Origin of the sequence: Nitrososphaera sp., from assembly GCF_037447015.1 — an archaeon.
GTDB lineage: Archaea > Thermoproteota > Nitrososphaeria > Nitrososphaerales > Nitrososphaeraceae > Nitrososphaera.
Window position 1 is genome coordinate 1 of the sequence record NZ_JBBIHK010000027.1, and the last position, 26,610, is coordinate 26,610.

Annotated in this window: 28 protein-coding genes and 1 tRNA gene; 16 read left to right on the top strand and 13 right to left on the bottom strand. The window is 54.2% G+C overall.

Annotation, left to right across the window (positions count from 1 at the left end; genetic code table 11):
• From WKI84_RS09475 to WKI84_RS09485, 3 genes are all read right to left on the bottom strand, one after another.
• Positions 1 to 470, bottom strand: a 470-nt coding sequence (locus WKI84_RS09475; protein ID WP_337863306.1) for a nitroreductase family protein, incomplete at its 3' end; no start/stop codon positions are given.
• A gap of 106 nt (positions 471 to 576) precedes the next feature.
• Positions 577 to 1,728 (bottom strand): site-specific DNA-methyltransferase, encoded by a 1,152-nt coding sequence (locus tag WKI84_RS09480; protein ID WP_337863307.1) that lies wholly within the window; start codon positions 1,726 to 1,728, stop codon positions 577 to 579.
• A gap of 13 nt (positions 1,729 to 1,741) precedes the next feature.
• On the bottom strand, positions 1,742 to 2,926 hold the full coding sequence (locus WKI84_RS09485; RefSeq protein ID WP_337863308.1) for a hypothetical protein: 1,185 nt from the start codon (positions 2,924 to 2,926) through the stop codon (positions 1,742 to 1,744).
• Positions 2,927 to 3,130: 204 nt separating this feature from the next.
• Here WKI84_RS09485 and WKI84_RS09490 point away from each other — a divergent pair.
• Positions 3,131 to 3,205 (top strand) — tRNA-Val (locus tag WKI84_RS09490).
• Positions 3,206 to 3,238: 33 nt separating this feature from the next.
• On the opposite strand, the gene WKI84_RS09495 is transcribed toward WKI84_RS09490, so the two are convergent.
• Positions 3,239 to 3,448: a hypothetical protein gene (locus WKI84_RS09495; protein WP_337863309.1), complete on the bottom strand. Its 210-nt coding sequence runs from the start codon at positions 3,446 to 3,448 to the stop codon at positions 3,239 to 3,241.
• Between the two features lie 126 nt (positions 3,449 to 3,574).
• On the opposite strand from WKI84_RS09495, the gene WKI84_RS09500 reads away from it, so the two are divergent.
• Positions 3,575 to 4,234, top strand: coding sequence for a hypothetical protein (locus tag WKI84_RS09500; RefSeq protein WP_337863310.1), 660 nt, complete (start codon positions 3,575 to 3,577; stop codon positions 4,232 to 4,234).
• 1 nt (position 4,235) lies between these two features.
• Here WKI84_RS09500 and WKI84_RS09505 read toward each other — a convergent pair whose 3' ends face one another.
• Positions 4,236 to 4,559 (bottom strand): DUF2024 family protein, encoded by a 324-nt coding sequence (locus WKI84_RS09505; RefSeq protein ID WP_337863311.1) that lies wholly within the window; start codon positions 4,557 to 4,559, stop codon positions 4,236 to 4,238.
• A 186-nt stretch (positions 4,560 to 4,745) separates the two neighbouring features.
• Between WKI84_RS09505 and WKI84_RS09510 the strand changes: the two genes are divergently transcribed.
• Genes WKI84_RS09510 through WKI84_RS09525 form a run of 4 tightly spaced genes read left to right on the top strand, consistent with a single transcriptional unit; the run spans position 4,746 to position 8,268 of the window.
• Positions 4,746 to 5,105, top strand: a complete 360-nt coding sequence (locus WKI84_RS09510; RefSeq protein ID WP_337863312.1) for a hypothetical protein — start codon at positions 4,746 to 4,748, stop codon at positions 5,103 to 5,105.
• Positions 5,044 to 6,072, top strand: a complete 1,029-nt coding sequence (locus WKI84_RS09515; protein WP_337863313.1) for a hypothetical protein — start codon at positions 5,044 to 5,046, stop codon at positions 6,070 to 6,072. Before WKI84_RS09510 ends, WKI84_RS09515 begins: the two co-directional genes overlap by 62 nt.
• The gene (locus WKI84_RS09520; RefSeq protein ID WP_337863314.1) at positions 6,062 to 7,396 is read left to right on the top strand and encodes a glycosyltransferase; all 1,335 of its coding nucleotides are present in this window, start codon (positions 6,062 to 6,064) and stop codon (positions 7,394 to 7,396) included. Before WKI84_RS09515 ends, WKI84_RS09520 begins: the two co-directional genes overlap by 11 nt.
• 56 nt (positions 7,397 to 7,452) lie before the next feature.
• Positions 7,453 to 8,268 carry an AN1-type zinc finger domain-containing protein gene (locus WKI84_RS09525; protein ID WP_337863315.1) on the top strand — a complete coding sequence of 272 codons (816 nt, stop codon included), beginning with the start codon at positions 7,453 to 7,455 and terminating at the stop codon, positions 8,266 to 8,268.
• Here WKI84_RS09525 and WKI84_RS09530 read toward each other — a convergent pair whose 3' ends face one another.
• Positions 8,269 to 9,138, bottom strand: a complete 870-nt coding sequence (locus WKI84_RS09530; protein WP_337863316.1) for a hypothetical protein — start codon at positions 9,136 to 9,138, stop codon at positions 8,269 to 8,271.
• A gap of 209 nt (positions 9,139 to 9,347) precedes the next feature.
• On the opposite strand from WKI84_RS09530, the gene WKI84_RS09535 reads away from it, so the two are divergent.
• Both WKI84_RS09535 and WKI84_RS09540 read left to right on the top strand, forming a co-directional pair.
• Complete coding sequence (locus WKI84_RS09535) at positions 9,348 to 11,084, top strand: ATP-binding protein (protein ID WP_337863317.1); 1,737 nt, start codon at positions 9,348 to 9,350, stop codon at positions 11,082 to 11,084.
• An 89-nt stretch (positions 11,085 to 11,173) separates the two neighbouring features.
• Positions 11,174 to 11,692, top strand: coding sequence for a response regulator (locus WKI84_RS09540; protein WP_337863318.1), 519 nt, complete (start codon positions 11,174 to 11,176; stop codon positions 11,690 to 11,692).
• A gap of 21 nt (positions 11,693 to 11,713) precedes the next feature.
• On the opposite strand, the gene WKI84_RS09545 is transcribed toward WKI84_RS09540, so the two are convergent.
• A complete protein-coding gene (locus WKI84_RS09545) occupies positions 11,714 to 12,256 on the bottom strand; it encodes an arginine decarboxylase, pyruvoyl-dependent (protein WP_337863319.1) in 543 nt (180 codons plus the stop codon).
• 339 nt (positions 12,257 to 12,595) lie between these two features.
• On the bottom strand, positions 12,596 to 12,730 hold the full coding sequence (locus WKI84_RS09550; RefSeq protein ID WP_337863320.1) for a hypothetical protein: 135 nt from the start codon (positions 12,728 to 12,730) through the stop codon (positions 12,596 to 12,598).
• A gap of 104 nt (positions 12,731 to 12,834) precedes the next feature.
• On the opposite strand from WKI84_RS09550, the gene WKI84_RS09555 reads away from it, so the two are divergent.
• A complete protein-coding gene (locus tag WKI84_RS09555; RefSeq protein ID WP_337863321.1) occupies positions 12,835 to 14,271 on the top strand; it encodes a GH116 family glycosyl hydrolase in 1,437 nt (478 codons plus the stop codon).
• On the opposite strand, the gene WKI84_RS09560 is transcribed toward WKI84_RS09555, so the two are convergent.
• Complete coding sequence (locus WKI84_RS09560; protein WP_337863322.1) at positions 14,268 to 15,572, bottom strand: spherulation-specific family 4 protein; 1,305 nt, start codon at positions 15,570 to 15,572, stop codon at positions 14,268 to 14,270. The two genes, WKI84_RS09555 and WKI84_RS09560, sit on opposite strands and share 4 nt — an antisense overlap.
• 122 nt (positions 15,573 to 15,694) lie before the next feature.
• Between WKI84_RS09560 and WKI84_RS09565 the strand changes: the two genes are divergently transcribed.
• Both WKI84_RS09565 and WKI84_RS09570 read left to right on the top strand, forming a co-directional pair.
• Positions 15,695 to 17,158: a sialidase family protein gene (locus tag WKI84_RS09565; RefSeq protein ID WP_337863323.1), complete on the top strand. Its 1,464-nt coding sequence runs from the start codon at positions 15,695 to 15,697 to the stop codon at positions 17,156 to 17,158.
• 67 nt (positions 17,159 to 17,225) lie between these two features.
• Positions 17,226 to 17,429, top strand: coding sequence for a hypothetical protein (locus WKI84_RS09570; RefSeq protein WP_337863324.1), 204 nt, complete (start codon positions 17,226 to 17,228; stop codon positions 17,427 to 17,429).
• Here the strand turns inward: WKI84_RS09570 and WKI84_RS09575 are convergent.
• Together WKI84_RS09575 and WKI84_RS09580 are read right to left on the bottom strand one after the other, a co-directional pair.
• Positions 17,426 to 17,587 (bottom strand): hypothetical protein, encoded by a 162-nt coding sequence (locus WKI84_RS09575; RefSeq protein ID WP_337863325.1) that lies wholly within the window; start codon positions 17,585 to 17,587, stop codon positions 17,426 to 17,428. The genes WKI84_RS09570 and WKI84_RS09575 overlap by 4 nt on opposite strands.
• A gap of 172 nt (positions 17,588 to 17,759) precedes the next feature.
• A complete protein-coding gene (locus WKI84_RS09580) occupies positions 17,760 to 18,128 on the bottom strand; it encodes a hypothetical protein (protein WP_337863326.1) in 369 nt (122 codons plus the stop codon).
• A gap of 108 nt (positions 18,129 to 18,236) precedes the next feature.
• On the opposite strand from WKI84_RS09580, the gene WKI84_RS09585 reads away from it, so the two are divergent.
• The 4 genes from WKI84_RS09585 to WKI84_RS09600 all read left to right on the top strand — a co-directional run bounded on the left by WKI84_RS09585 (position 18,237) and on the right by WKI84_RS09600 (position 23,757).
• Entirely contained in the window at positions 18,237 to 18,461 is a 225-nt protein-coding gene (locus tag WKI84_RS09585) for a TRAM domain-containing protein (RefSeq protein ID WP_337863327.1), read from the top strand.
• Between the two features lie 791 nt (positions 18,462 to 19,252).
• Positions 19,253 to 20,293 (top strand): serine protease, encoded by a 1,041-nt coding sequence (locus tag WKI84_RS09590; protein ID WP_337863328.1) that lies wholly within the window; start codon positions 19,253 to 19,255, stop codon positions 20,291 to 20,293.
• 290 nt (positions 20,294 to 20,583) lie between these two features.
• Positions 20,584 to 22,266, top strand: a complete 1,683-nt coding sequence (locus tag WKI84_RS09595) for a CHAT domain-containing protein (RefSeq protein ID WP_337863329.1) — start codon at positions 20,584 to 20,586, stop codon at positions 22,264 to 22,266.
• A gap of 141 nt (positions 22,267 to 22,407) precedes the next feature.
• On the top strand, positions 22,408 to 23,757 hold the full coding sequence (locus tag WKI84_RS09600; protein WP_337863330.1) for a hypothetical protein: 1,350 nt from the start codon (positions 22,408 to 22,410) through the stop codon (positions 23,755 to 23,757).
• Here WKI84_RS09600 and WKI84_RS09605 read toward each other — a convergent pair.
• Positions 23,748 to 23,954 carry a hypothetical protein gene (locus WKI84_RS09605; protein ID WP_337863331.1) on the bottom strand — a complete coding sequence of 69 codons (207 nt, stop codon included), beginning with the start codon at positions 23,952 to 23,954 and terminating at the stop codon, positions 23,748 to 23,750. The genes WKI84_RS09600 and WKI84_RS09605 overlap by 10 nt on opposite strands.
• 157 nt (positions 23,955 to 24,111) lie before the next feature.
• Between WKI84_RS09605 and WKI84_RS09610 the strand changes: the two genes are divergently transcribed.
• Positions 24,112 to 24,927 carry a hypothetical protein gene (locus WKI84_RS09610; RefSeq protein ID WP_337863332.1) on the top strand — a complete coding sequence of 272 codons (816 nt, stop codon included), beginning with the start codon at positions 24,112 to 24,114 and terminating at the stop codon, positions 24,925 to 24,927.
• 114 nt (positions 24,928 to 25,041) lie between these two features.
• Here WKI84_RS09610 and WKI84_RS09615 read toward each other — a convergent pair whose 3' ends face one another.
• Entirely contained in the window at positions 25,042 to 25,962 is a 921-nt protein-coding gene (locus tag WKI84_RS09615) for a hypothetical protein (RefSeq protein WP_337863333.1), read from the bottom strand.
• Positions 25,963 to 26,610 lie beyond the last annotated feature (648 nt).

Sequence of the window (26,610 nt, forward strand, 5' to 3'; positions counted from 1 at the left end):
CTTGCCGCAAGCCACAGGTTCTGGATGGCGCAGCAGACGCTGTAGACGCCCGTGTCCTCTATCGAGGTCCGGCCAAGCACGAACGGGCCAAAGCGGGTCGGGTCGTAGGTGACGCAGACGTTGAGCGCAGACTCGATTATCCCCTCGAGCTTTAGTTTGGCGTATTTTGCCTGCCTCTCGCTGTCACCGGCAAGCATGGCGATAGAGCGCTCCCGCTCCCGGAAAAAGGACTCCTTGACCTGCCTCCTCGTCTCCATGTCTTTGATCAGTATAAAGTTCCACGGCTGGGAAAAGCCCACCGACGGGGCGTGGTGAGCCGCGTTCAGTATCCTGAGTAGGATGTCATCCGGCACGTCCCGGCCGCTGATAAAGTGCGACCGCACGTCCCGGCGCGAAAATATCGCCTTGTAGAGCCCCTCCTTTTCCTGCCCTGACAGGGCGTAATAATGATCTGCTTGTTCTTTTCCCAAGAGAGTCAGCTGATGATATTGCGTTCCCGTCCGGTTATTATGCTTGCTACATCAGGCAGCGCATACAGTCGTTACAGGATATGTATTCCGAAGATAGTGTTTTTGGTTACTTGCTATCCGCGAGCAGATAGGTCTCCAAAGTTGCGGCGCCAACAAGCATTCTAGACTTCACTAATTCTGTCTCCCGGGCAACTACGTTTACCAATTTCCCATCATATCTGCCATTTTGGGCATCCCTGATGTTCTTTTCTGCTTTCTTCCGATTTTCCGGATACAAATCAATCCCAGTAAAGTTTCTTCCAGTTAGAGCACATACTACGCCTGTTGTTCCTCTGCCCATGAAAGGATCAAGAATCCAGTCGCCTTTCTGAGATGCAAAGTTGATTATCCTTGCTACAAGGTCCTCTGGGAATATAGCAAAATGTTCGTTCCCATAATGGGCTTTTGTAGATATTTCCCAGACGTTGCCAGGATTCTTTCCTGCAGGGTTACATACAGCAAATATTGGGTAGTGTTTATGATCACCAATCCTCTTCCGCGTGGCATGTCTTTTGAACTTCCTAAAGCATGTGGGACAGTACTTTTCTGGATCGTAGCCGTATGCCCAAGAGATTTCGCTCGTAGAAGGCAGTGCACTGAATGGAGTATCAGGCTTTGCGTTGTGTATGATGTCTTCTAATTGGGAAATCCTTTCTTTGTCTGCATTGACAGGCTGATGTTGTAAGAGATGATGAGGAGGTGTTTTGTTTCTTCCTTCCCGTGCCTCATTTCCACCCACTCTTATGAGGTCGAGATTTGTGTATGATACATCATTTTTAGAAAGGAAGAGGATGAACTCGTAAGCCTGAGAAAGATTGTGTTTTGCACTGCTCGATACGTTATTTTTCTTGTACCAGACGATATCTTCTCTGAAAGTATAGCCGTTTTCAACCAGCTTTAGAGCCAGCCGATGGGGAATCATGAGCTTTTGATTGTTGCGGCGTGTGTCTCCTATAACTATCCAAAGCGAACCATCTTCTGTCAATAATTCTCGGCATACAGTAAATACTTCAGCTAACCTTTCGATAAATTGCCGGTCTGTCTTTTCTTGGCCGACTTCACTTGCATTATCACCATAATGTCTATGACCGTAATATGGCGGAGAAGTTATGATCACACGGTATTTGCCCTTTTGTCTTGGATCATCTGCAAGGTTCCTGAGAACTTTGAGTGAATCGCCATCACGGAGATCGCAGGAAATCAATCTTGAAGCTTCCAAGCTTGTCAGACCCTTATGAAGATTTAACCTTTTTGTAATGGCTATTCGAGGCAGCATAGACATAGATACAATCGGCTATCTCTTGATCTCTCATGTCTGTTTTAGGCACAGAGTTTCTTTTTTGCAGATCCATCCTATGCCTGATAATCCTGATGCACGCTTCCAAGCTTTGGATATCATCTGGCGTCGCAGTAAATTTGCCATAGTTTGCAACGAAATTGGAATTCGGTTTTTCGGACAAAACAAGCCTTATTTCGTTGATGATATTGCTACCTGTCTCCAGCAGCAAGCTTCTTTGAGAGATAGCCAAGTCTACGGATAACCAAATATCGTCCCATTTCTTCCGAAATACTTTATCAAGCACATTTACAAGTGCAGCCCTTTCATGAGTAAAATTTTTTGTGACATCGTTTCCATATAGTAGGTCGATGATCACTGATAGACCGTCTTTTTCAAAGCTTAGCTGCTGAGTATTTGCGTCATACGTCAGTTTCACTGAAAAACGGTTGTTGTGTTTCCTGTAGTATTCTTCCATCAGCCTCTTGCTCTGTGTATAAAAGCCCTTAGATTTATCGTCGTCTATTGTAGCCTCTTTTCCATCAACGCTAAATAAAAATCCTGTATGCATCTCCAGCCTCTTGATTCCAAGACCAAGAAGAGCCTGTGCAATATCCATCTCCACTCCATCTCCTATATACACAGGCACGCCGTTCTGTATCATCTCAGCCAGCTTTAGGAACTTTTTTGCTAGAGACTCCTCTCGGGCTGCGGTTCCACCGCTGTCAACTCGATTTTTTATTTCAAGAAATACTAACCTATTTCCTATGACGTTCAACAGATCAAACTTTAGTTTCGGATCACTGCCGGTGACCTTCCATTCTTTGATTTCGGCAGAACCCTTGATCGAAGCTATCCATTCAGGTATCTTTGATAGGCGCATCCCGTTAACAGCAGTGGCTCCGCCGGCAGAGGCAAGAACCTTTTCCAACAAAGCCCCCCTCCCGCCCTTAGAGCCCCAAAAATAAGATGTCACTTCCATGAGAGCACGATATCGGTATTTGCCACTCTCAATTGAATCTAGACCCATAAAATTTGCAGAAAAAGAATCGAAAGTTGAGGCAGGATCAGTTGCAAAGGCCGTTAGATTAGATACAATGTTTGCGTAGGCCTCACGGAGCCAGGACTCCTCACGGCTCAAGTCAGATCGGTTCTGGAGGAGCAGCATCCTTCGTGGTCTAATACCCATACCGTAACTGAAACTGCAACAATGTTATAGATTTTGTGCATACCATCCTGGCCGCAACGAGGCGGAGAATCGAAAGAAGGTTAAACCAGTAGGCAAAGATGAAGAACTGTAACAATATATTTGGGCTAAAAAGGTATGTGGGGCGTAGTAACAAGAGGGTCGCTGGTCTAGCTCGGTTAAGACACCACGTTGACATCGTGGGAATCGAGAGTTCAAATCTCTCGCGACCCACTTTTCCTTTCTTCTTCTCTTTCTCGAGACACGCTAGTTCTGCGATATGGCTATCGGGTTCTTGCAGAACGGGCACCGTGACAGGTCGGGATCGACGAGCTCGCCCTTTTTGCTGTACAGCTCGACCGTGCCGTCTGGGCTGACCCGGATCATGTTCTTCTCCTTGGCGCCAGCCATCTTGGTACAGCACCAGCTGAAATCATAGCGCACCGAGTCGGGCTTTTTGGTTATTGCTACATGCAAGCCGCAAGCAATTCCGGGCGGTTTGTTTATTATCTTTTTCTCTCTCCCCTCCCCCTCTCCTCCCTCCTATTCCAAAGTAACTGTTTTTACAGACGCGGTGGAACCACTGCCATAGAAAGAGCAGACATGGAAACAATGACAGAGACGACAGCAACAGGGGCCGCGCGGAGCACAGTTCAGGAGGAGGTGCCTCCAGACAGGCGCCAGGAGATCCTGCGGTACCTGCGGCTGTTTGGCTACAAGCCCGGGAGCACGATATTGCAGGTGCACATCGCCGGCTTTTTCCGCAAAGGGCAGGGCGGCGGAGGGCGAGGCCGGCAAAGGAGGGCAGAAGCTGTCAAGAGGTATGGCGGCACCACGTTTGTAATAGTCGGAAGGACGCATGACCCTGCCGTTCTGGACAGGCTTGCAAAGCCAAAGAGCAGGAACGCCAACCCGGGGTACGTCGGGTACCTGTGGCACGGCAAGGCCGGCGTGCCGCCGCACGAGCTTTTGCCCCTGGACTTTGTCCCGTCTCAAATGCACTACCCTGACGACTGGAAAAAGATGTTTGCCACAAAGGGGATGCTGGTTGCGATGCACGTTCCTGCAGCATTTGCAAGCAAAAAGAACGCGCTTGCCCGGGCGCTGTACCGCGCGGCCAGGGGAGCAGACGCCAAGAAAGGGTGGAATGCTCTTCTGGACCAAGTTTCAGCCCTTGGATACGAGAACGTTGTCCTTGCCGCCCCGTCAGAAGGAGAAGAAAAAGAAGAGGGAAAGAGAAGAACCCGTGTCGCGCAGGCCTAGCTCAGCCGGGCTTGGGGCAGCCTTCCATCGGCCAGATGAACACATCCTTGCCTGGCAGCTGCCAAAGCTCGTTGGCATAGAGCGACGTGTCGTCTATGTGGCAGCGCTCGCACATGTTCACCATCAGGTCGCTTGCCGGCTTGCCTATCAGCTTCAGGAACTCTTTTGCGTATTCCCTGGCCTGCGCGTCCAGCTCCGAAGGCACCTGCTCCGCACGCGACTTGTCAGTCGGTATGAACACGTCAAAGTGGAGCTTGCCGCCGTCTGCATACGTGTTGTAGACTACGACCTTTTTCCGGCCGCCGTGATATGGTTCTAGTTGCATTGCGATGTCGGCTATTGTAAAGCTTGCAGACGGTTTTAATTTTTTTCCCTCCTTTCTGTCCCGCTGTATTTTTTGGAATGGCAGGTTGCTTAAATAATAGCCCGGCCCAATAACGCGGGTTGCTCCAGGGAAAGCGGGTCTCCAGAAACAAGTGGCGGCAGCAAAGAAGGTGAAGCAGCACAGGCCATGAGCGGCAGCGGACGAGGAGGAAAAGAGGCCGCCGACAACCGGCAGCGCGCCGTGTCGCAGATCCACAAGACGTTGAGGGGCCTGCTGTTTACAGAGACAGAGGTATTGTACTTTCACCTTGCAAGCGTCGGAGTCGGGCGCGACGAGATACTGGACAAGCCAGACAGCTTTGTCAAGACGCTGCGAGACATATTCGGAAACGGCGCCCCGCTGATAGAGGGGGCAGTGGCCGCGCAGGTGTGCCAGGAGCTTGGGATGGAGCCGGTCTCAGACCTTGCAGTCCTGCTCAGGAGGCTTGCCGGCGGCAGCAACGACGGCGGCGGCAGTAGCGCCGATGGTAGAGGAGGGCGACCATAGAGACATGGACGGTGCAGACAAAAAAGCCCTCCTCGACCCGATGCGCGACGACAGCACACTTGCGTTCCTTGCGTCCTATGCAAAAAAGTCCAGAGAGAGCATCCAGCCCCAGTTCCGCCACGGGACAGGCGTCGTCTACGAGATAGAGGGAGTAGGCCTCTCTTTTGACAGGATAAAGAGCTACGAGCAGGAAAAGTTCCTTGCAGTCGCAGGCACCAAGTCGTACCCCGCCTGCCCCCGGTGCTCAAGCCTGCTGCTCGCGATCAGGCTCAACTGCCCCGACTGCAAAAAGTCGTCGCTTGCAAGGTCGGAGATAATGATACACTACGAGTGCGAGTACTCCGGCCCGGTCGAAGAGTTTGTGTCGCAGAGGGGCGGCTCCGAATACGTGTGCCCCAAGTGCTCAAAGGAGATGAAGCGTGTAGGCATAGAGTACGGCAAGCCGGGCATAGGCTTCAAGTGCCAGGACTGCGGCAGGGTTTTCCAGTACCCTCTGGTCAACATCGCATGCAGCGACGGGCACGAGTCGCGCGTCGACGAGATAGACCTCAAGCCGTTCCCGGTGTACAGGGTGAACGACGAGATCCAGAGCTTTGCAGAAGTCGCCGACCGGTTCGTGGCCGTGCAAAAGGCGCTTGCGGCAGACCACGGCATCGAGGCAGAGGTGCTCGGCAGGGTGAGGGGCGCAAGCGGCGTCACGCACATAATTCCGCTTGTAGCCAGGACCGCCAGATCAAAACTCGTGGTCGACTTTATGACAGACGAGTCCGGCGTGGAAGCAAAAATACTGCAAAAGATACTGCGCGGGGCCGACCTTGGCCAGTACGTGATGGTGCTCTTTGTGCCCGGCTCGCTCGTGGGCAGGCTCGCCCCCGTGGTCAACCTCGACAAGATAAGGCTCGTGCCCCTCGCCGACATTTCAGACGCGCAGGCCATAGCCGGAGAAGTGGCGAGGGTTGCAGGCTAGGCGCGTCGCGCTCTTTTCGGCCGCGATGGCCAGCCTTGCGGCGTTTGCCGTCCTGCTGCCCTCTGCGTTCCTGTTTGCGCTTGTGACTTCCATCACGGCCATCTATACGGTGTGGGGCGTCTACCACGTCGTGATCACGCTTTCTGGGCTAAAGCCGCCGATGAACCCCGACGTCAGGCTCGACCACTACCCCAAGATATCTGCCATCCTGCCGGCCCGCAACGAGCCCATACTTGGCAGGACGATAGAGGCGTGCCTGCACCACGTGGACTACCCGCAGGACAAGAAGGAGATAATCGTCGTGGTGGACGACGAGGGCGGCGAGCGCATAGCCTTCTGGTACCAGCAGAAATATCCGGAGACTGTCAAGCTCCTGGCGCGCCGCCAGTTCTTTCCGACCAAGCCTTCGGCCCTCAACGACGCGATGCGGCTGTGCACCGGCGACATCGTGGTGATAATGGATGTGGAGGACATACCGGACAGGGACGTCTTTTTGAAGGCGGCGGCTGCGATAACAAAGCACGGGCGGCAGGCCGTGCAGGTGATCCTGCGCATAGGCAACACCGACGACTCGTGGATATCCAAGGTGTTTGGCATGGAGTACGCCGGCTGGTTCCGCATAATGCTCAACGGCAGGTCGAGCCTAGAGATGTTTGCGCCGCTTGGCGGGACGGGGAACTATTTCAGCCGCGCCGCGCTCAGATACGTCGGCGGTTACGAGCCTACAAACCTGGCAGAAGATGCCGAGCTTGCGATCAGGCTGCGCATAGCGCGCTGGAACGTCGGCACAATCGACGCCAGGCACTGGGAGGAGGCGCCCGTGACGCTCGACGCATGGATAAAGCAGCGGAGCAGGTGGTTCAGGGGCTGGATGCAGAGCTTTTGGAAGTACTCGCACATACTGTTCCGGCCGGCAGTCGCAAGGAGGATGGGATACATGGGCATATTCTCGACGCTTGTGATGCTGGTCAGCCCCCTCATCGTTGTGCTCAACTGGATAGCGTATGCGGTGACCGCGTACTGGCTGCTCGAGTCAGCCGGCGTGCTCCCGCCGGCGACTGCCGGCGCCATCCCCTTCTGGACGATAATCCCGCTCTGGTTCAACGCCCTCTACTACTATATCTGGATAAAGGGCGCCAAGCTTGAAGGGATCAAAGTCAACGTTGTCAGGTATTTGCCCCACATGTTCTTTTACATGAACGTGATGATGCCAATAGCGTCTCTTCGGGCGTTCTACCAGGAGCTGTTCAAGCCCGTGTTCTGGGAAAAGACTGCGCACCAGGGCAGGGGCGTCAGGTCCCCTTCGGCCGCAGTGGAAAAATAATATAATTAAAAACACGGCTAGGGCTTTTATCCTCGTGGTGCGCACATTCTACCGTAGTGGCAATAGAGTGCGGCATCTGCGGCAGGCCCGTGGAAGAGCTTGCGTTTAACTGCCGGTACTGCAGGGGCTATTTCTGCTCAGAGCACAGGCTGCCGCCAAACCACGACTGCATTTTCCTGAGCGACTTTATGCGCCAGCCCGAGAAAGACAGGGAGTTCATCGAGTATTTGCACGGCAGGCATGGGAGCGCCGGCCAGCGGCTGGCGGCCACCCTGAAAAATGCGGTCGTGCTGCGCTTTTCAAAAACAGAGCTGGCGCACCTTGCCCTTGGCACCGCGCTTGTCACGGCAGTGGGCATGTCCATCTTTCACTTCAGCCTGCAGCCGGAATACCTTGCAGTCTTTGTGAGCGCGTTCCTGCTGCACGAGTTTGCGCACAAGTTCCTAGCCCAGTTCTACAGGGCGTGGGCAGAGTTCCGTGTGCTGCTGTACGGCGCGGTGATAACCGCGATATCGGCGCTGCCCTTTTTCCCCTTCAAGTTCATCGCGCCAGGCGCCGTGTTCATCGGCGGTCCGATAAGCGAGGGCAGGAACGGCAGGATCTCACTTGTCGGCCCGCTCACCAACATTGCGCTTGGCGCAGGCTTTGCGCTTGCATACTACCTCGACGTATCGAGCCCCGACCTGATGCTGACAGGGACCAGGTTCAACAGCTGGATAGCCATCTTTAACCTCATACCCTTCATGGGGCTTGACGGCTCCAAGATATTTGCGTGGAACAAGCTGGTGTGGGTGGCGGCGCTTGCAGCCTCGGTGGGGTTGTACGTCCTTGCTGGCTTTACATCGGGCAGGGGGTTGTTTGGCCTCTTCTAGCTAGTCTCGCATGGCCGCTGCTTTTCTGATCCCCGGCTTTTGGCCGTCCCTTGCCTCCAGCAGGACGGAGAGGAGCGAGCCGGCGCACAGCACGTACGAGGCCGCATAGAGCGCGTTCCACATCTTTTCATCCTGCAGAGCGGCAAAGTCGGTCAGCGCAAAATAGCTAAAGCCGGTGTCTGCCACGCTGAACACGACCACGCCTGACGCCAGGAGCACCAGCGAGAGCCTGCCCATGAGGCCGCCGCTGCGCCTGTCGCGCCCGGCTATTATCAGCACCGCAGCGGGGACGAGCAGTATGCCGTCGAGCAGCGGGTAGGCAAGGCTTGCCGCAAGCAGCAGCCAGTCGCCATCGGTCGGCTGCGAAAATCCGAGCGTGCTTTCGACCACCTGTATGAGGAAAAAGTTGAGGAAGAACGCCTCGAGCGTGACTGCGGCCACGACGGCGACCAGCCGGTTCTCAAACGGCTGGTGCAGGGCGCGGTACAGCGAGAACAAAAAGATGGCGACAAACACATAGCCGGCGAGGTACGGGATGTCCGTCACCGACGGGAAGGGGATCTCGCCGGTGGCAGACAGCAGGTACGCCCAGAGGGCCTCGGCAATCGACCACAGCGCAAACCCGGCGGCAAGCGCGGCAAAGGGCGCAAAGCCGGGCCTCTTCCGGTGGGAGACAGCAGCAAGCACGGCCATCGCAGAGGCAAATGACGACGCAGCCGCGACTGCAAGGTTTTCGATCAGGTCCTTGGCAGGGCCGGAGGCAAGGAGCACCGCAAGCACCGATGCTGCAGCAGCAGTTGCAAGGACCGCTGCAAGCGTGGTGAGCCTCCTCCTCATCGTCATCGCCGTCGTCGCCTGGCCGGACACCACCAGAGTACCTGCCCGGAATTTTATTTAGGTTTCTGGCGCCGCTGCTTTTTACCGGCGCCGCACGCATGCAGGGCGGCAGGCCCCGGTGCTTTTGTCACCGTGCCATGCATATACGCAGATTTTTTCCTTATATAGGAGAACGCACTAACTGCAATACAGGCAGAAAGTCCGGAAGAAAACAGAGAAGGAGAGGGGCAGGCAGAACACACATGGAAATCAGGACAAAGCTGTTTGCAGGCATCATCACGACCGGAGTGCTCCTAGCGATATCCGGGTTCCTGCTTTACGACCAGATATCCAAGGTGGGCAGGTCTTTTGACGAGGTGCAGAGGCAGGCTACGCCTTCCATAATTGCGCTTGGCGAGCTCAAGTCCGACTTTAACCACCTCGTGGCGGCCATACTTGCGTACGCAGTGCACCCTGAGCAGATGCACGAAGACGAGATCGAGCGCTCCAAGGAGCAGCTGCAGGCGTCGTACGACAGGTATGCAGAGCTAGAGACAGACGAGGCGGCCTCTGAAAGGATAGGCGACGAGATCTTTTCCCTCCTTGTTATAGGCGACGGGATGGTCGAGATAGCGCAGGGCATGCCTGCTGCCCACAACCATGCTGCGCCGGCGGCCGGTGCGAACGCTTCTACAGACCACGCTCCTGCGGCGGCTGCTGTCGTAGGCGAGGATCACGGCCATGGCACAGCTGCTGCCGCTACAGCGGCGGCCAGCGGAGTTGACATAGAGCAGCTTCATGCCACCCTAGGGGACTTTGGAGAGCAGGCAGATGTCGTCAGGTTCGAGATAGACAAGAGGATCGAGGCCAACTTTGACCAGATGCAGGCCAAGCAGACAGCTGTTCTGTCGGACATTGCAAGTGGCACCAACCTGACAGTGCTCCTGACCGCAGCGGTGGTCGGGACGGTTGGAGGCATCGGGGGCGCAGTCACATTCTCCATTTCAAAGCGCGTCAGGCAGCTTGGCAGGGTGGCAAACGCGATAGCGCAGGGCAACCTTGGCGAAAAGATAGCCACGGCCGGCTCTGACGAGATAGCGCGCCTGGCGGCAAACTTTGAGCAGATGAGAAAGAGCCTCGTGCAGGCGCAGGAGGAGCTCAAGGGCAGGAACCAGCAACTTGAAGAGCTCAACGCGGTGCTTGAAAATGCCAACATCGAGCTGAAAAAGCTGGACAGGCTCAAGGACGAGTTCATAAGCGTGGCCTCGCACGAGCTGCGGTCGCCGATACACCCGATACTTGGCTACGCCTCGATGGCAAGGGACGGCATCATATCGAGCAAGGAGGCACTTGACATCATCCACAGGCAGGCGCAGAGGCTGCAGAGGCTGGCAAACGACATACTGGACGTGAGCAGGATAGAGAGCGGCACCCTGCCTTACAGCATGAAAAAGATGGACATACACGGCGCGCTTGTCAGCTGCGTAGAGGCCGTCAGGCCGTCGGTGGCCGCCGGCGTGTCGCTTGAGACAGACTTTGACTCCGCCCACGAAGACATGGAGATAGCAGGCGACAGGGAGCGCCTGTCGCAGGTGTTCATGAACCTGCTTGGCAACTCTGTAAAATTCACAAAGAAGGGCAAGATAACAGTCGCAAGCCGCCTGCTGCTGTCGCCGCCGTCGGCGGACAGAGGCAACGGTACGAAAAAGATCGAGATAACCATAAGCGACACGGGCGGAGGGATACCTGCCGATGTGCTGCCCCACCTTTTCAACAAGTTCGTGACCAAAAAGGTGGGTGACGACGTTGCGCACGGGACGGGCCTTGGGCTGTTCATCAGCAAGGCAATCGTCGAGGCTCACGGGGGCAGGATATCGGCATACAACAACGACACAGGCGGGGCCACCTTCAAGATAGAGCTCCCGGCGGCTGCAAACACGGCCAAAGAAGAGGGCGCGCAGACGCCAATGCCGCAGCAAAAAACAGCAGCGGCACGGTGAGAGCAGGCCGCACAGCGCATCACCTATCGAGAGAATAGTAGCCAATACTGGAAAATTGTTTTATATGTGACCATAGATTACCAACAACCATGAAGATGAACATCCTCGTAGCAGAGGATGAGCCCAGCATGAGCGAGCTGTACCGCATAGTGCTGACTGCAAGGGGCCACACGGTCACGATCACGGCAGACGGAGAAGAATGCATCAAAGCATACAAGAGCGCCACGGAGAGGCTGCCGGGCAAAATCCCTTCGAGATACGAGCCGTTTGATGTGGTCGTTCTTGACTACAGGATGCCCAAGATGGACGGGCTTGAGGCGGCCAGGCAGATACTTGCCATGAACCCCCAGCAGAGGATAATCTTTGCGTCGGCCTTTGTTAGGGAGACGCTTCGGGACTCGGTCAAGCAGCTGGATCAGGTGGTCGAGCTTATACAAAAGCCGTTTGAGCCCAAGGTGCTTGTAGACCTGATAGAGGACACGTCGATCCTGAAGGAGCTGCAGGAGATAAACAAGATGGTGGCGGAGATGAACGGCAGCAAGTCAGACGAGGTCCAGATAGACGAGCTCCTGAGCATACTCAAGCGGATACAAAAGGTCGGCTTTTAGTTAGTTCTCATTCGCTTTTGATCAAGGGAGCATTACTGCGGCCGCCACCACCGACGTCCACAGCCCGCCCTTGTCGCCCGTGGCCGACTGCGTCACGTTTGCCGTCTTTATTATCAGGCCGCTCGACTTGAACAGCTGCTTGCGCTCGTCCCACGCCCTTTCAGGGTCGAACGCTATGCCCATCGTGGTCGCAAGCATCGTGGCGGCGAGGTCTTCTGCATAGTCGCCTGCCACCTCCTCGGTCTGCCCAAAAGAATGGTGCTCCGACAGGTAGCCATAGTCCTGCTTGCCGGCAGGTATTGCGACCCCCACCGACGCGGCGACCAGCCGGTGGGGCTCGTTGGTGGCGTTGCGGGCAAGAACCACAAATGTTATCTCGCCGGCGCTCAGCTTTCTTAGCCCCTTCTCCTTTGGCAAGAGCTTGCAGCCGGGTGGCACGATGCTTGAGATGCTCACCAGGTTGCAGTACTGTATCGAGGCGTCCCGCAGGGCTATCTCAAATGAGGTCAAGTAGTCCTTGTGCCTGCCCACGCCCTTTGTGAGGAAAAAGTACCCCGGTATCAATGTATTTGTGCAGAAGAGGAATAAGCGGCAGGACTTTTCAGAGTTTTGCCGCCACGCGTCCGGCATCTCACCCCGTGTGCGACAGCAGCGGAAAAAATTGCCGGACAATTGGACAGGTTTGGATGCAACGCTTTAGTCGGCGTGCAGCGGCATATCTGTCCGGTGGCTAGAACCGGAAATAGCTGGCCGCTGATGCTTCCAGGCTTCCCCGGGCCAGCAAATACCGGCAACCTATTGGGTGGTTCATTGATGCCACCATCATTATCACCACCTCGTCATATCATCATCAGCGTCGCCGCCGCGCGTTACGCTAGGCGCTGCGTCCCCTGAACAAAAAAATCAGGCGGCGTTGGCCTGCTTTTTTGCTACGTATGCAAGCCCCTCGCTCTGGAGGTGGTCTATCAGCACGTGCTTTTGCATGTCGCCAAGCGACTCGAACGCCGCGCCGCAGGCGTGGCACTTGTACTCGCTCATTGTGATTGTATTTGCACCTGTCTTCTTGCCGCAGTCATTGCTAAAAAGGGTTATTCTTGCTGCGGTTGCAAACTAAAAAGGGGGGAGTCGTATTTTATGGCGCGTTGGCCGACGCAAGTTCCAATTCCACCATTGCTGCAGCAGCCTCCGCCGCCAAGACTCCGCCGTTTCCGGTCACAGAGGCCCTAAGATTCCTCGAATCCACCGAGCAGTTTGTAGGCGAGGGGGTGAACCCCGGTGGCTATTACAAGGCCGTGTGGTGCCGCGACGCTGCGTTCATACTCAAGGACTGGTTCCTGGCAGGCAGGTTCTCCGACGTGATGCAGGAGATACTCTTCATATGGTCGCACCAGATAGCACAGGACGGCGAAAAGGTGATCTACGGCAGAGGGTCGCCCGAGATGGGCTACGCCTCCCGCGTCGCCGCGCCAGACCGGCAGGCCAGGTTTCAGGGGGCGCTCCCCACCACAATATTTCGTGGATTTTCAGAGGTGTATGGCGCAAACCCAGACATCGACTCTACCGCGCTCATGATCTCTACCTCTGCATGGGCCTTTGACCTGTCACTCAAGGCGCGCCTTGCGTTTCCACCGCTGACAGATGCCGCTGCCATTGACGGTAGCGGCGTAGCCTCTGATTCGCAGGCGCTGGAGGCGCCCCACCTCGTCTCAAACCCGTCTGTGGTGATGGAGTACGTGATCCCGCGCATGCTAAAGGCAGTCGATTACCTGGCGGCCAGGGACGCAGACGGCGACGGCCTGCTTGAGCAGGGCCACAACGAGGACTGGATGGACACGGTCCTTCGCTCCGGCAAGGTGGTCTACAGCCAGGCGTGCTGGCTCCTGGCCCTTGCAAACCTCTCGTCGCTGATGAGGGAGCTTGGGAGGGATGCCGAGGCGGCCAGGCTCGAAGCGCAGTCGCAAAAGGCGGCAGGGGCGGTCGAGCGGCTGATGTGGTGCGAGCGTGAGGGAACCTACGCCGACCTGACGGAGGGCAAGACGCTCACGCAGGACGTAGCCCTGTACCTGGTCGCCGTGACAGAGAACACCGCCCGGAACTGCTTCAGCCCAGCAACGCAGCGGGTTCCACCCGAGCTTGAATCCCGCGCCGCAAGCACGCTTGCCGCCCTCAAGGACAGGGTATGGAAGCACCGCAACAACAGCAATAGCAATAGCAGAGAAGGCGGCAGCAACAGGGGCCGATGGCCGCTGGTCACAGAGGCAGAGCTGAAAAAGACGGGCCCCTGGAAGCTGCACCCAAACCAGTACCACAACCACACGCTCTGGCCCTGGATAACCGGCATAGAGATGCAGGCGCGCTGCAGGTTCGGCCTCTTTGGCGACTGCGGAGAGCTCTTTACAATGCTCTCGTCCCAGGACAGCGGCAATCCAAAGGCCCTGCGGGCGCTGTACGAGTGGATCAACCCCGTCACAGACAGAGGCCAGGGGGCCTTTCCCTTCCGGACAGGCATATCTGCGATAAGGGTTGCCATAGCAGAGGTTGTCGAGCGCATGGCGAGGGAGAGCAGGGGCAGTAGCTAGCCGGCGCTGCTGCCGCTACTGCCACCATCATCGCCAACTTTGCTGCTGTCATCCAAGAGCTCCACAAGCTGATCAAAGTAGGGCGGCAGCCTGTTGTACGGGTTGGTGTCAAACGAATCTTCGACATCGTCCGTTATGTACATGAACCCGACGTACTCTTTGGCATCGTAGACGTATCCCGGGTCAAGCGAGGGCACGTTCCTGGCGGTGAAAGAGAAAGTCTCTGGCGGGTAGTCCGGGTAGTGGGTGTTTGCCTGCAGCTGATCCACGGTTGGCAGCACCTTGTTCTCAAATATCATCACGTTGTCAAAGATGCCGTCCGTTATGTGCGCCCTGTCGACTGACGTGCCGGGGTTTGCGACGATATACTCCATGCCCTGCGAGCGGGCATAGCTGACAAGCTCTGTGTAGAAAGGCAGCTGTGCTGCGCCCGAGTTCACCTCGTCGAGCATCAGGCCGTTTACGTCGGGGTACCACGACCTGTACCTGTCCACCATTACCTTCAATTCTGCAAGCGAGAGGCCAGGCGGCTGCGTCGCGTACATTGTAGGCAGATAGCCCAGCACGTAATCGACCCCGGCCTGCCTCAGCATCGAAGTGCCGGCAGCATAGTTTGGATCGGGCCATATGCCGGGTCCGGACCACGGGTTTATCGTGACTGCAAACTGGACTGCGGGGTGCGCCGCCTTGGCCCTTGCAAGCTCGTTCCACATGCCCTGCGGCGAATCAAGGAGAGGATAGTCGTACAGCGGGACATAGACGCCGGTCTTGTGCTGAGGGAAGAGGGTGGAGTTGAAGACCGAGATCTGGGCGGTTGCCAGCGGCGACAGTGTCATAGCCGTCGCCTGCTTTTGCCCAAGCGCAGGGTACGACCAGGCAAAGGCACGCAAATAATAGTCGCCCGGTGCAGATATGGCAAGGGGAGGCGACTGGAGGGTGGCCGCCTGGCCGGCCCCAAGCAGGCCCTTAAAGATGTCGAGCTGGAGGGTTATGCCGCCTGCGTCCCGCAGCTCAAGGACTACCACATAGTCCCGCATCCCGGTATCGTGGTTTGCGATCTCTGCCACGCCGGCAAGCTCGGTGCCGAGCCGGGCCTTTTTCATGTGGTAGTTGCCTGCAGGGCTTGCCGCCGACACAGACTGCACAGAGACGGCGTCCGGGGATGCAGCTGCCGCGGTGACGGCGGCGCAGCAGCCTATGCCAGCCACGCTGCTGACGTAGCTACCGCCGCTGCTGCCGGCAAGGGAGCCCATGGCAAGCGCTAGCGCCAGCAAGACGGCGGTGGCTAAAAGCAGCTTCAAGTTGCAATGTTCTGGAACTTTTGAATGTTATATGCATACAGTCCATTATTTGTCCCGCCAGTGGTTTTAGAACCGGAAGCAACCCCCTTTATTGTAATATATTGGCAGGGGGTCGATATGGCGTGAAGGCAGGAAGAGCAGCAGTAGTAGTAACAATAATTGTGGCCGTGGCGGTAGTGGGGGTGGTAGCAATCATCGCTACTGCGGTATCCGCCATATTCATATTTGGTGCACCTGTGCCGGGGCAGCAGGCAGGGTCTTTATCATCATCGCCGTCATCGCTGCCGCCGCCTCCCGCGTCTGACAGCGAAGGGCAGGATTCTCTACCGCAGCAGCAGGACGGGCCGTCGGTCAACGTCAGCTTTGACGAGCCGGTGAACCTGACAAAGAACCCCGCAGATTCTGTCTATGGCCAAGTTGCAGCCGCGCAGGACGGCAGCGTGTACGTGGTATGGCAAGAGTCCGTCGAGGGACAGCGGTACACTGACGAGGAGGAAGACAGCAACATCGGCGACAGCAACTATGACATCTTTATGATAAAGAGTGCCGACAGGGGAGCCAGCTTTGATACCGCCGATGCCGTAAACATCAGCAGGAACCCCGGCTTTTCAGAGCACCCCCAGATCGCCGTCTCTGCTGACGGCGGCAGCATATACGTCGTCTGGACGGACAATAACAATAACGGCAGTGGCGGCAAGCAAGTCATGTTTGCCAAGAGCGACGACAGGGGAGCCAGCTTCGGCACGCCGGTGGCGCTTGGCAGAGCCGGCTCGTTCAACCCCGAAATAGCCGCTGCAGGCGACGAGCGGGTGTATGTAATATGGCAGGAGGAGGGCAATGGCGGGAGCAGCGGCAGGATAATGCTTGCGTCAAGCTCTGACGGCGGCGACAGCTTTTCTGCGCCCACCCCGCTCTACAGTGACGGGAGCGCAGGCACGCTCTTTTCCGAGTCCTTTCCCAAGGTGGCTGCGCAGGGCGACGGCGTCTATGCTGTGTGGGGCGTGCAGGATGTGAATGGTAGCAGCAGCGGCGACAGCAGCAGCAATGGTAACCAGAGCCAGTCCCTGCTCTACTCAAAAAGCCTCGATGGCGGCACGACCTTTTCCGCGCCGCAAAAGCTGAACGGTGGCATCGCAGTAGGCGAGGCGCAGGTAGCAGCATACAGGAACGAAGTGCACGTCGTCTGGGGTGGCCTGAACACCTCCACCGACAGCCTGTTCTACGTCAGGAGTACGGACGGCGGCAATAGCTTTTCCGCTCCAGCAGTCATAAAGAGCGGGGACAGCATGGTGAACCCGCTCAATGTCGAGCTTGCAGTTGCGTCGCCCAGCTCTGTGTACATTGCTGCGCAGGCCATAACGTCGACGACAAACGAGGACGAGATAATGCTGCTGTCAAGCACGGATGGCGGGCGCTCCTTTTCAGGGTCGGTGACAAACCTGAGCAACAACGTCGGCGTGTCTGAATGCCCCTCGATATCGGTCTCTGGAAACGACATGTTCGTGATCTGGGAGGACATGCCAGGCGATGATGAGCAGGGGGACAGCAGCCACGAGATACTGTTTGCAAAGGGATCTCCCGCATAGCGTGGCGGATATGTTACAGATGGGCGGATAGATAGCATGTTATAAGCGACTACATCCAAGGTACGCCGTGGCAGAGCTCATAGTCGAATCGTACAGAAATTCAACGGTCAACGCGATCCTGAAGGACATTGGCGCCAAGTATGACATCGACACCAGCAAGGACCTGCTGGAGCCGGACAGCCCTGTCGCCGAGATCAAGTTCAAGTACAGGACGTATTCGGAATGCGTCAAGATGCTCCGCCGGATGGCAGCAGAGCACGCTGATTGCTAGGAGCGCACCTTCATCAGGCTCACATAGCCTGTCGAGCAGTGGGCCCCGTCGCCCACGTGCTCATGCATGAGTGCCTTTGCCTCCTTCTCGGGCAGCTTTTCAGCCGATATGTAGCCGCAGTTCCTGCACACGACGATATAGCTCCAGCCGACGACCAAACCGGATTACAATAGCCTTGCTTCCTAATAAGGCAGGCTGCATGTGTGTGAGCGCGTATACGTGCATGCGCATTTGTCGCCATGCTTGCGGCGTTTCTCTCTTTCCAGCGTGTTTCATGCAGGCAGCAGTGATAGAGAAAGTGAGGAGCCTTGTAAAGACCTCGTCGCCAGTTTACCAGCGCGCTATCCGGGTCTCGGGCACAAAAAAATGCTCTTTTATTTCGTCCAGGCGGCCGAGCGCCGCGGCGGAGCCGTTATCAGCGGCAGTAGTAGTAGCAGCAGTAGTAGTAACACCACCCTTGCCGGCTTGCAGAGAGTCCTTGCGCACCTTCTCGATGAATGAAAGCACCTGCTCCCTCTCGACCCCGTGCTTGATGTCATAGTCTATCTGCCTGCACACGCTTGCTATGCGGCCATATTTTCGGTCCTGGCGCCGCTCCCACGATGACGCGTTGGCTGGCAGCCCTTTGACGTATTTCAATATGGTTTTTTCCATGTGGCTTACGTGCCAGTCCTTCATGGGAAAGTTGTTTTTGCTCAAGATTGTCAGGGGATCTTGCAGCCTTATAAGTCCAGTCGCCCTTGATTTTTTGCTGGCTGCCGCTTCTTCATTCGTTTATATTACAAGCAATTACTCCCAAAGTCAACGATGTCATACGAAAGACGTGGTGGAAGTGGCGGCTACGGCCCAAAGCCTGTGGAAACAGGCAAAGAATACGACGTGCAAATCACGGAAATAAGCAGACAGGGTGACGGCATTGCTCGCGTCCAGGGTTTCGTAATTTTTGTCAAGGGCGCAAAAGTTGGGCAGAATGCAAAGATCAAGGTCACGAATGTAGGCGCAAGGTTTGCAACGGCTGAACTGGCCCAGTAACCTGAAAAAAGTTACTGGCATCTAAAACGTGGCAACTGCCTGACGACGGGGAAAGTACCACCTCTGTTTTTTCTATTTCTTTCTTTCAGTTATCAGCATCACAAGTAGTAGAGGGTCAGACGTTTTTTCATGACAGGCACTACACATATTTTTCCTCCTGCCACACTTTGACTCGTCATCACACCCTCCAGCCTGCAATATGGGCGCGCTCCCATAATTACCTCTTGCTCGCCGGCCAGATCTTTTTGGGCGGCAATGCTGCTGTGCGTAGTATGTACTATCAATCAGGCAAGAAGAGCAGCAAGATGGAGGGTGTGGAAAAGCGCCTTCTTATATAATACTAGATCTATCACAAAGTATGGTAAAAAAATCTACCAAATCCAAGGCCAAGACCGGCAAGGCAAAGAAGAAGAACGCCAAAAAGTAAAACCTGCCGCCGTTGCGGCCTTTTTTTATTTTCCGGCATGCGACCTTTCCCTGCGTGCTTGCCGGCAATAGCTGAAAGAATTGCGCCAGTATTGCAGCGATGATATGTCACGCTGCGACCGGTGCAAGGGGATCCCTATTGTTCGCAGGCATCATCACCATCATCATCGCCTGCTAACCTGATTGGCATGTGCAACGGGCTTTTGGCAGCAGCACAACAATCCGCCGCATGATGTGTGCCTCTCCACCGCCCATCATCTCTCCACAGCAGGGGCAGACGACATAGAACATCCTTTAGGATTTCTTATATGGTTCATCTATGCAACAGCCGCATATCAGCAGAGGTAACATGGCATTTGAGCAAAATGACAGAATCTGAACGTGAAGAGCGCATCTCAAGGGCGCTGGCGCATGCAGATGCAGCGGCTGGCCAGGACGTGGCCAGATTCATACAGGAATTCCGGGCAAAATTCTTTGCAGAGCAGCGGCAGGAAAGCAGGACCAGGTCGGCAGTTTGGACAGTACGATCCCTTTCCACAACCCGGTCGGCTCCGCCTCCTTCTCCCATACGGCTTGCTACCGTGAGAACGGAATCAGAGATGGCGCAGGATCCGCGCTACGTGAAAAACTTTCGCGCCCTCATGCTCCGAAAAGCCAGTGCCAAGCGCATTATCGGCGGGGTGTCTGTCGGCCACTCCGACTTTCCAGATTGCGTGGCGGTGGGCAGCGACGAAAGGTGGTACTGCAGCGGAACCCTGATCGCCCCTGACGCCATCCTTACCGCAGGCCACTGCAATTGCTCAAAGAAAAAAGACATACCTACGCGCGTGTTCTTTGGGAGCAATGTTGAATCAGAAGGCAAAACCGTCAGCGTGCGCGAAGTGATACGTCATTCCGGCTATAAAGCCAGACGAAGGTCCGTATCCAACGACATGATGGTGCTGCTCCTGGAAGAAAAGGTCCCTCCAAAGGTTGCGCTTCCCCGTCCTTTGGCATCGACACAGCTCATCGACAAAGCTACCGAAGTCCGCCTGGTTGGTTTTGGGGCCGAGGATGAAAGTGGAGAGTATGGTTACGGCACCAAGCGGCAGACGGACGTAGCCGTTGCGTCAAACGACTGCACCGGCACCGTCGTGGGCATGAGCGACGAGGAACGTTATTGCTGTATTCCAAATCTCGAAATGGTGGCAGGACAGCCCGCGCTGATGAAGGATACCTGCAGCGGCGACAGCGGAGGCCCACTCTATATCGCAGACTCTCGCAGCAGGTGGTTTTTGGCAGGCGTGACCTCGCGCGGGATCCCAAGCCAAGTCGAAGGCAGGGCATGCGGAGACGGCGGCGTCTATCCACGGGTCGACAGGTACAGAGAATGGATCGAGTCTGCAGCCGGCGCCAAGCTTGGCTGAAAAGCCGGCTAACCCAACAGCAGCAAAAACACGCAGAGGCCGTCCCGGCAGGATGGAAGAGATGCATGAGGGGTTTGAGATTGAGGTAACAGACGCCGAGGCATTTGCTCCGCCGTTGCCCCCCCCCCCCCCAATATTGCAAAGCTGATAGGGACGCTGCGCAAGTATATACGGCATCCATCCAAATGTCTCGTTTTGACCGTCCGCCACTTGAAAGAGAGAGAAAAGATAGGTGAATCTGAACGATTTGCCAGACGGGATGACGACCTCTCCTCTTCTGGAGGGAGAGGGTGAGCAAGAAAAGAGATATAGTTCCGGTGCTCAACTACCGACGGATGGCTGCCCCCTATTCGGCAACAAGCAGGCTTGACGGCAGCAGGAGCAACGCGTTCTTGCGATCCTATATCGCTACCCGGCAGTACCTCAAGCCTCCTTCAGCAATTCCCGGACCGGGGAGGCGTGAGGATTTTAGTTATGACGACGAAAAAAAGCTGTGGAAAGACGCGCTGGACAACAAACTGCCGGAGAGCGCCACGGTTTTGCTCAAGGATTTCAAACTGCTGGAATGGATACCCCAGTCTCCGGGGCTGTACCATACGGAAGAAGCGGCAATGCACATACTTGAGGCTAGAGGAGACATGATCGAAGGCACCCACTATTTCAATCCGCGCGGAAAGGAGCACATGGTAAACGGAGGGGTCGGGTGCCTTAGGCTCCTTGCAAAAAATGTTGGAGGGGAGCAGTTAAAATTCCTGTCTGCTACGACCAGCGGGAGCGCCCACGCAGGGTTTGTAGTGGCCCTCAAAGAAAATACGTATCGAGAGGCAGGCAAAATCATCAAGAAAAAGGGAATGCTTTTTTGCAGGAGCCTGTCTGGCAAGGTGCGCTTCCTTCCCCGCGACAGCCCGCAGCTGTTCGAGTACAGGGCAGGGATACCCAGGATGTACATAGTCGCCGACACCTTCGAGCCGGCCGATTCGTACAGCCCCGCCCGGAACGAGCTGGATGTCACGGCAGCGGTCACGTTCAAAGGAAAGGTGAGCGGCCGGACAGGCAACTACTGGACTTTCAGCCATTTCGATCCCTCAAGGCAGGAGACTCTGACAGGCTGCGTCAAGTGGATAGAAAACGACTATGTCAGGGCACTTTACAGCGGGCAGGTTCTGACCGACTTTGATGAAGAGGTGACACACTTTGCAGATACCGTCCTGTCGGTGAGAAGCCTCATGAGCGGGCCGGCAAGGGCGGACACCAGGACAGAGAGTGTTTATGAGCTGGGCACAACCTTCAGGGTTCCGGGCGAACTGCAAGACGAGATACTGAGGCTTGCGAGGTTTGTCACAGACGAGCGCAAAGTCAGGATGCTTTTTCTCTCCGCAAACCCGCAAGGCACCCAGCCGCTCGACCTTATCGAGGAATGCAACAGCGTTTCAGACATGCTGGCTGCGGCAGAGCACGGGAGCCTTTTTGACTTTGAGCAGAGGCATAACGCGTCCGTCTCTGCGCTGGACGCATACCTGCTCAGGTACAAGCCCCAGATACTGCACTTTGCAGGCCACGGCACCAAGAGCGGGATAATTGTCTTTCAGGACTCAAAGAAGGCGAAGGAACACGCTTCCATCAAGATACTGTCTGACCTGTTCAGGATATGGAATTCGGACAAATCGGTGCGCGGACAGGACCGGATCAGGCTAGTCTGCCTGAACGCCTGCTACTCTGAAAGGCAGGCCAGGGTTATCTCTGAATCTGTGGATTGCGTCGTCGGAATGTCGGCAGAGGTCTCTGACGAGGCTGCGAAGGCTTTTGCCGGGATCTTCTACAGCGCCGTCGGCAATGGAAAGAGTGTCAGGACTGCATTTGATCTTGGCCGCAACAAAGTGGCGAGGCTGGGAATAGCTGAAGAAGGCGCCCCAAAACTATTGCACAGGCCAGAAGTCGATCCCTCGGCAGTTTTCCTTGTGCCATTCAATTAGGGTCGCACCTCCATTCAAAAGGATCGACGGCGCAGATTTCTGCGGGCTTTTTTAAGATGACGATAAAATGGGGCCAGTGGTTCTCACCACCAGCAAGTATCAAGACCTTCCGCCTTAAGAGCGCAAAACGCAGTATTTCTTGTGTCAGGAGACGAAAAACAGAGCAAGAAAAAGTACCGTCACCTGCTCGAGCACGAAGACGTCAGGCGATGGTACAACAACATGTCCAGGGGCTCCAAGATAACTGCAGATGTCAATTTCAGGAGGCTTGGGAGCATCGCCACGGCCAAGAATATCTCGCCGCAAAAGCTTGCAAGAAGGGCGGCAAGGGACGAAAAGTGGGCATACAACTTTCTCCTCGACATCGTTACAGAGATGGAATGCCAGAACTACGCGGGAAGCTACATCTCTTCAAACGTCAAAGCTCTGAAATCCTGGTTTTCTCATAACGGAATAGAGCTAAAGAGAAAGATCAAGATAAAAGGAGTCACCGATACGCCAAGTCTCAAAGACAAGCAAGTACCAACGCAAGGCCAGCTGAGGACTTTATACCTGAACTCTCCGCCACAGGCCAGGTGCGCACAATCACTCATGGCGCAATCCGGGTTTAGGCCCGAAGTCCTCGGGTACTATGACGGCTCTGACGGCTTGACGATTGGAGATATTCCGGAGATGAAGGTCGAGCATGATGGCAACAACATCAGCATAACCTTTGAGAAAATACCTTGCATAGTCATAGTAAGAAAAGAGATCAGCAAGGCAGGACACCAGTACTTTACGTTCATGCCCGGCGAGGCGTGCGAATACCTCAGAGAATACCTGTATTTGAGGGTAAAATCCGGCGAGGTACTGACACCTGACTCACCTGTAATTGCCCCGGCAAAGTCTGAAAAGCCGTTTTTGACAGCCGTAAATGTGGGCAAGATAATTCGAACGTACATGAGAAGGGTAGGGATAAACTCTAGGCCTTACGACCTGAGGCATATGTTTGACACGCAGCTGATGCTTGCAGAAAGCAGAGGGTTGATTCTAAGGGATTACAGGGTATTCTTTATGGGCCACAAAGGAGACATCGAGCACACATATACTCTAAACAAGCACAGTTTGCCGCAAGCGGTGGTCGAAGACATGCGCAAGGCGTTCTTGAGGTCTGCGGGTTTCCTTCAGAGCAGTAGCAGCTTAGGCGCAGACGGACCTGCGAACCTGAGAGACGAGTCATATAGGAGGATGCTTTTGCTTGCTGGCTACACCGATGAGGCGATAGACAAGGAAGACCTTTTACATCTAAATGATGAAGAATTGGCAAAGAAGGCAAGGGAAAAGCTGTTGCAGTCGGTCAGCAACGCAGCTGCGGTAGTGAACAATGGGCAAAAGGTAATCCAGCTTGACGAGCTGCCAGACTACCTGTCAAAGGGATGGAAGTGCGACCACATAATAGAGTCGAGGCAGCAGGTAATAGTCAGCTGGAATGGCAATGGCAGTCATGCTTGATGATGAGGGGTAGTGGCTGCGACAGACATCTGGATTAGCCGCAGCCATGTCAGGAACTTGGTGGCATATTCCTCGCATGGCATTTCATCTTTTTCTGCCACCATCACCCGGTAGAAAGGAGAATCGGAACTGTACCTGCTCAGGACAAATTCTTTGAACTCTCTTAGATTGATAGTGGTTGCATGCTTGTTGCTCATAATGCAATGACCAACAGATTCCTGTTTTGTATAAATAAAAGAGCGAGTAATCGTTCTCCCTCACGATTCCTTGGTTTGCGCCTTGTAGACGCTCCGCCATTCATGTATTTTGTGTACGGGAGATAAGATTACTAGGAAGTGAATGAATCAGCGAGCATTGTCATCGGATACCGAAGATAGCAAAGCTTACCTTAAAGTCGCAGAAGGCTATACACGTGACGTAGGTAGAGGAGTTGCAAGAATTGACCATGAATCTATGAGTTCTGCAGGTATCTCGGAAGGCGACATTATTCAGATAATAGGAGGGCGTAGGACGGTTGCCAGATGCTTGCCACTCTATCCCTCTGACGAGGGAAAGAAGATCATAAGAATTGACGGACTGGTACAAGCAAACAGCAATACGAAGGTGGGCGAGACTGTCCGCGTCAGGAAGGTAACCGCCTCCAATGCAAATAGAGTAGTCGTCAGGCCCCATGAATCGATTCCTCCTTTAGATGAACATTATCTAAGTGATGCTCTGAACGGAGTTCCAGTCGTACAAGGAGATACAGTGCTGGTTCCATACTTCGGAGGAAGGCTAGCTTTTAAGGTAGTCAGCACCGAGCCACAGGATGTCGTGGTTGTAAACCAACAAACAATATTCTTTATCGCAAGTGGAGAGAGCATGATAAGATACACCATAACTGACCTTGTCAGGCAGGAAGAAGGTGGCCGTTCTTATATGGTCATAAGGTTCGGCCTGCAAGGCTTTGGAGCTTCAGTCGCAGGTGAGTTCCAAAAGGAGATCGCAGAAAATTCAGGACTTTTGAAGACATGGAACAGATACTTTGATGTCATCAAAGAAGTAGTCGCGAAAAGGAATGAAAATCCGTCGACTATAGAAATTGCAAGCGACGCCAATCCCGAGGATATTCTCCGGCGAATCAAATTCGAGATAATAGAGAAGATGATAAACCTAGAAGAGCATGAATAATTAAATGGTTATTTTGTTGCATAACGAGAGGCAATCAGACTAGGGGTAATTGTATATGCAACGTAGCGGTGTTTTCGTCTTAATTGAGTTTTGATCTTTTCGTAGAATCCAATCTCATTTATCTGACGAATCGGTAAGCGCACCTACAATTCCACTTAGCAGCGCGACACCCCCGATGAAGGCCAATCCCCCTACAACAACATTCTTGAGATTCTCATTGAATTGCTGCCGCCTCTTAGTCTCTATCCAATCCCTAAAGCTTGGCATTAGAGCTGAAAGCTTGACCCTTAAATCATGTAATCCATAGGGATCAAATTCCAACATAGGTGTCTTATTATAAGTGGCAAGATACGAAGGAAGTCCTGTAAGAGCGACGCCCTTTTCTTTTAGTATTAGAAGTGGTTTATTAATTCCGAACGCTATGCCTATCTCATCATGTGCCCATTCTAGTGTTTTCCAGAGGCCAGTTAGTGAATCCAGGTACCTTGGTGTAGCAATTGCCACTAACGCGTCAGCCTTCTGGATTTCCGCTCTGACTGCATCAGCTATATCATTTTCAGCAACATCTACCTCGATTCCGACAGTAGTAGTTGTAAAACCCCATTCTCTAATCATCTCTGCGATAGGGTTTCCTACGACTTTGTCTTCGGTACGCAATCCTCTTGACAGAAATACATTGTAAAATGGTGATGGATATACGCTGATGAAATTATTCGTCTCAGTATTGTATTCCCTTAGATTTACCCATACGTTGTTAATGTACTCCTGCATTTTGTATCTGAAGCTGAATATCTTGCTACCTACAGCTTCTTGGGGCAATTGAAGCCTTAAGTTGCCCACATACATTGTTTTTCTTGGTGCTATCATGCCACTCACGGGTTGCAGCGGATATTCTCCAAAATCAAACTTCAAGAAAAATTCCGAAACATGAAGATAAGAGTCGTTTTTGTTATCTATCCATAGACTAAATGCCATTGTTTCTCCAGGCGAGTAAGACGCCTTATCAAAATTCCATCTGAACTGCCAAGTGCCCATTTTTCAGTGAGATTTTACGGTGCGTCCATCATAAAGTGATCGTCTTTGTATTGGTAACACTTTTGACGATAAACTTCAACAGGGCGCTATCAAATTATTATTTTCTATTTCTAGGATTCTCAAGAGCATCTTTATTCTTGCTTCTTGTTCGATGCAGCGCAAACATCAGGATGCCAGCTATCAACGCGGCAATGCCATACACGGTAGTTTGCGAATAAATCGGATCGTAATAGTTGACAATGCGTCCATTCTCGTCGAGGAAGCTACTTCCGCCATAAAAGATGACGCCTCCTCCTGGGGCGGGGTGCATAATTGTATTGGGTAGGCCGTAGCCCAAGAGTATGCCTGCAAGCGAAAAAAGTACTATTGCAGCTACAAGGTAAATACGCACAAAGTCCAAGAAAACTGTCTCCTATATTGGCTTTGTGTTGGCATTTTCCACGATCACCGCTTATTATCGAAATATGGCATATATGCAGTTACAACTTCTTTATCATCATATTTTTGGGCACAGAATGATGCTGAGCGCAATTTATTAACAACTTAATGGTTTTACACTATTCTAACTCTCTTTATATGTTAATACTTAGAGCTAGTCCCGAAAATCCACAGACATTAAACTTCTTTGCAAAGATTCATCAAGTATTA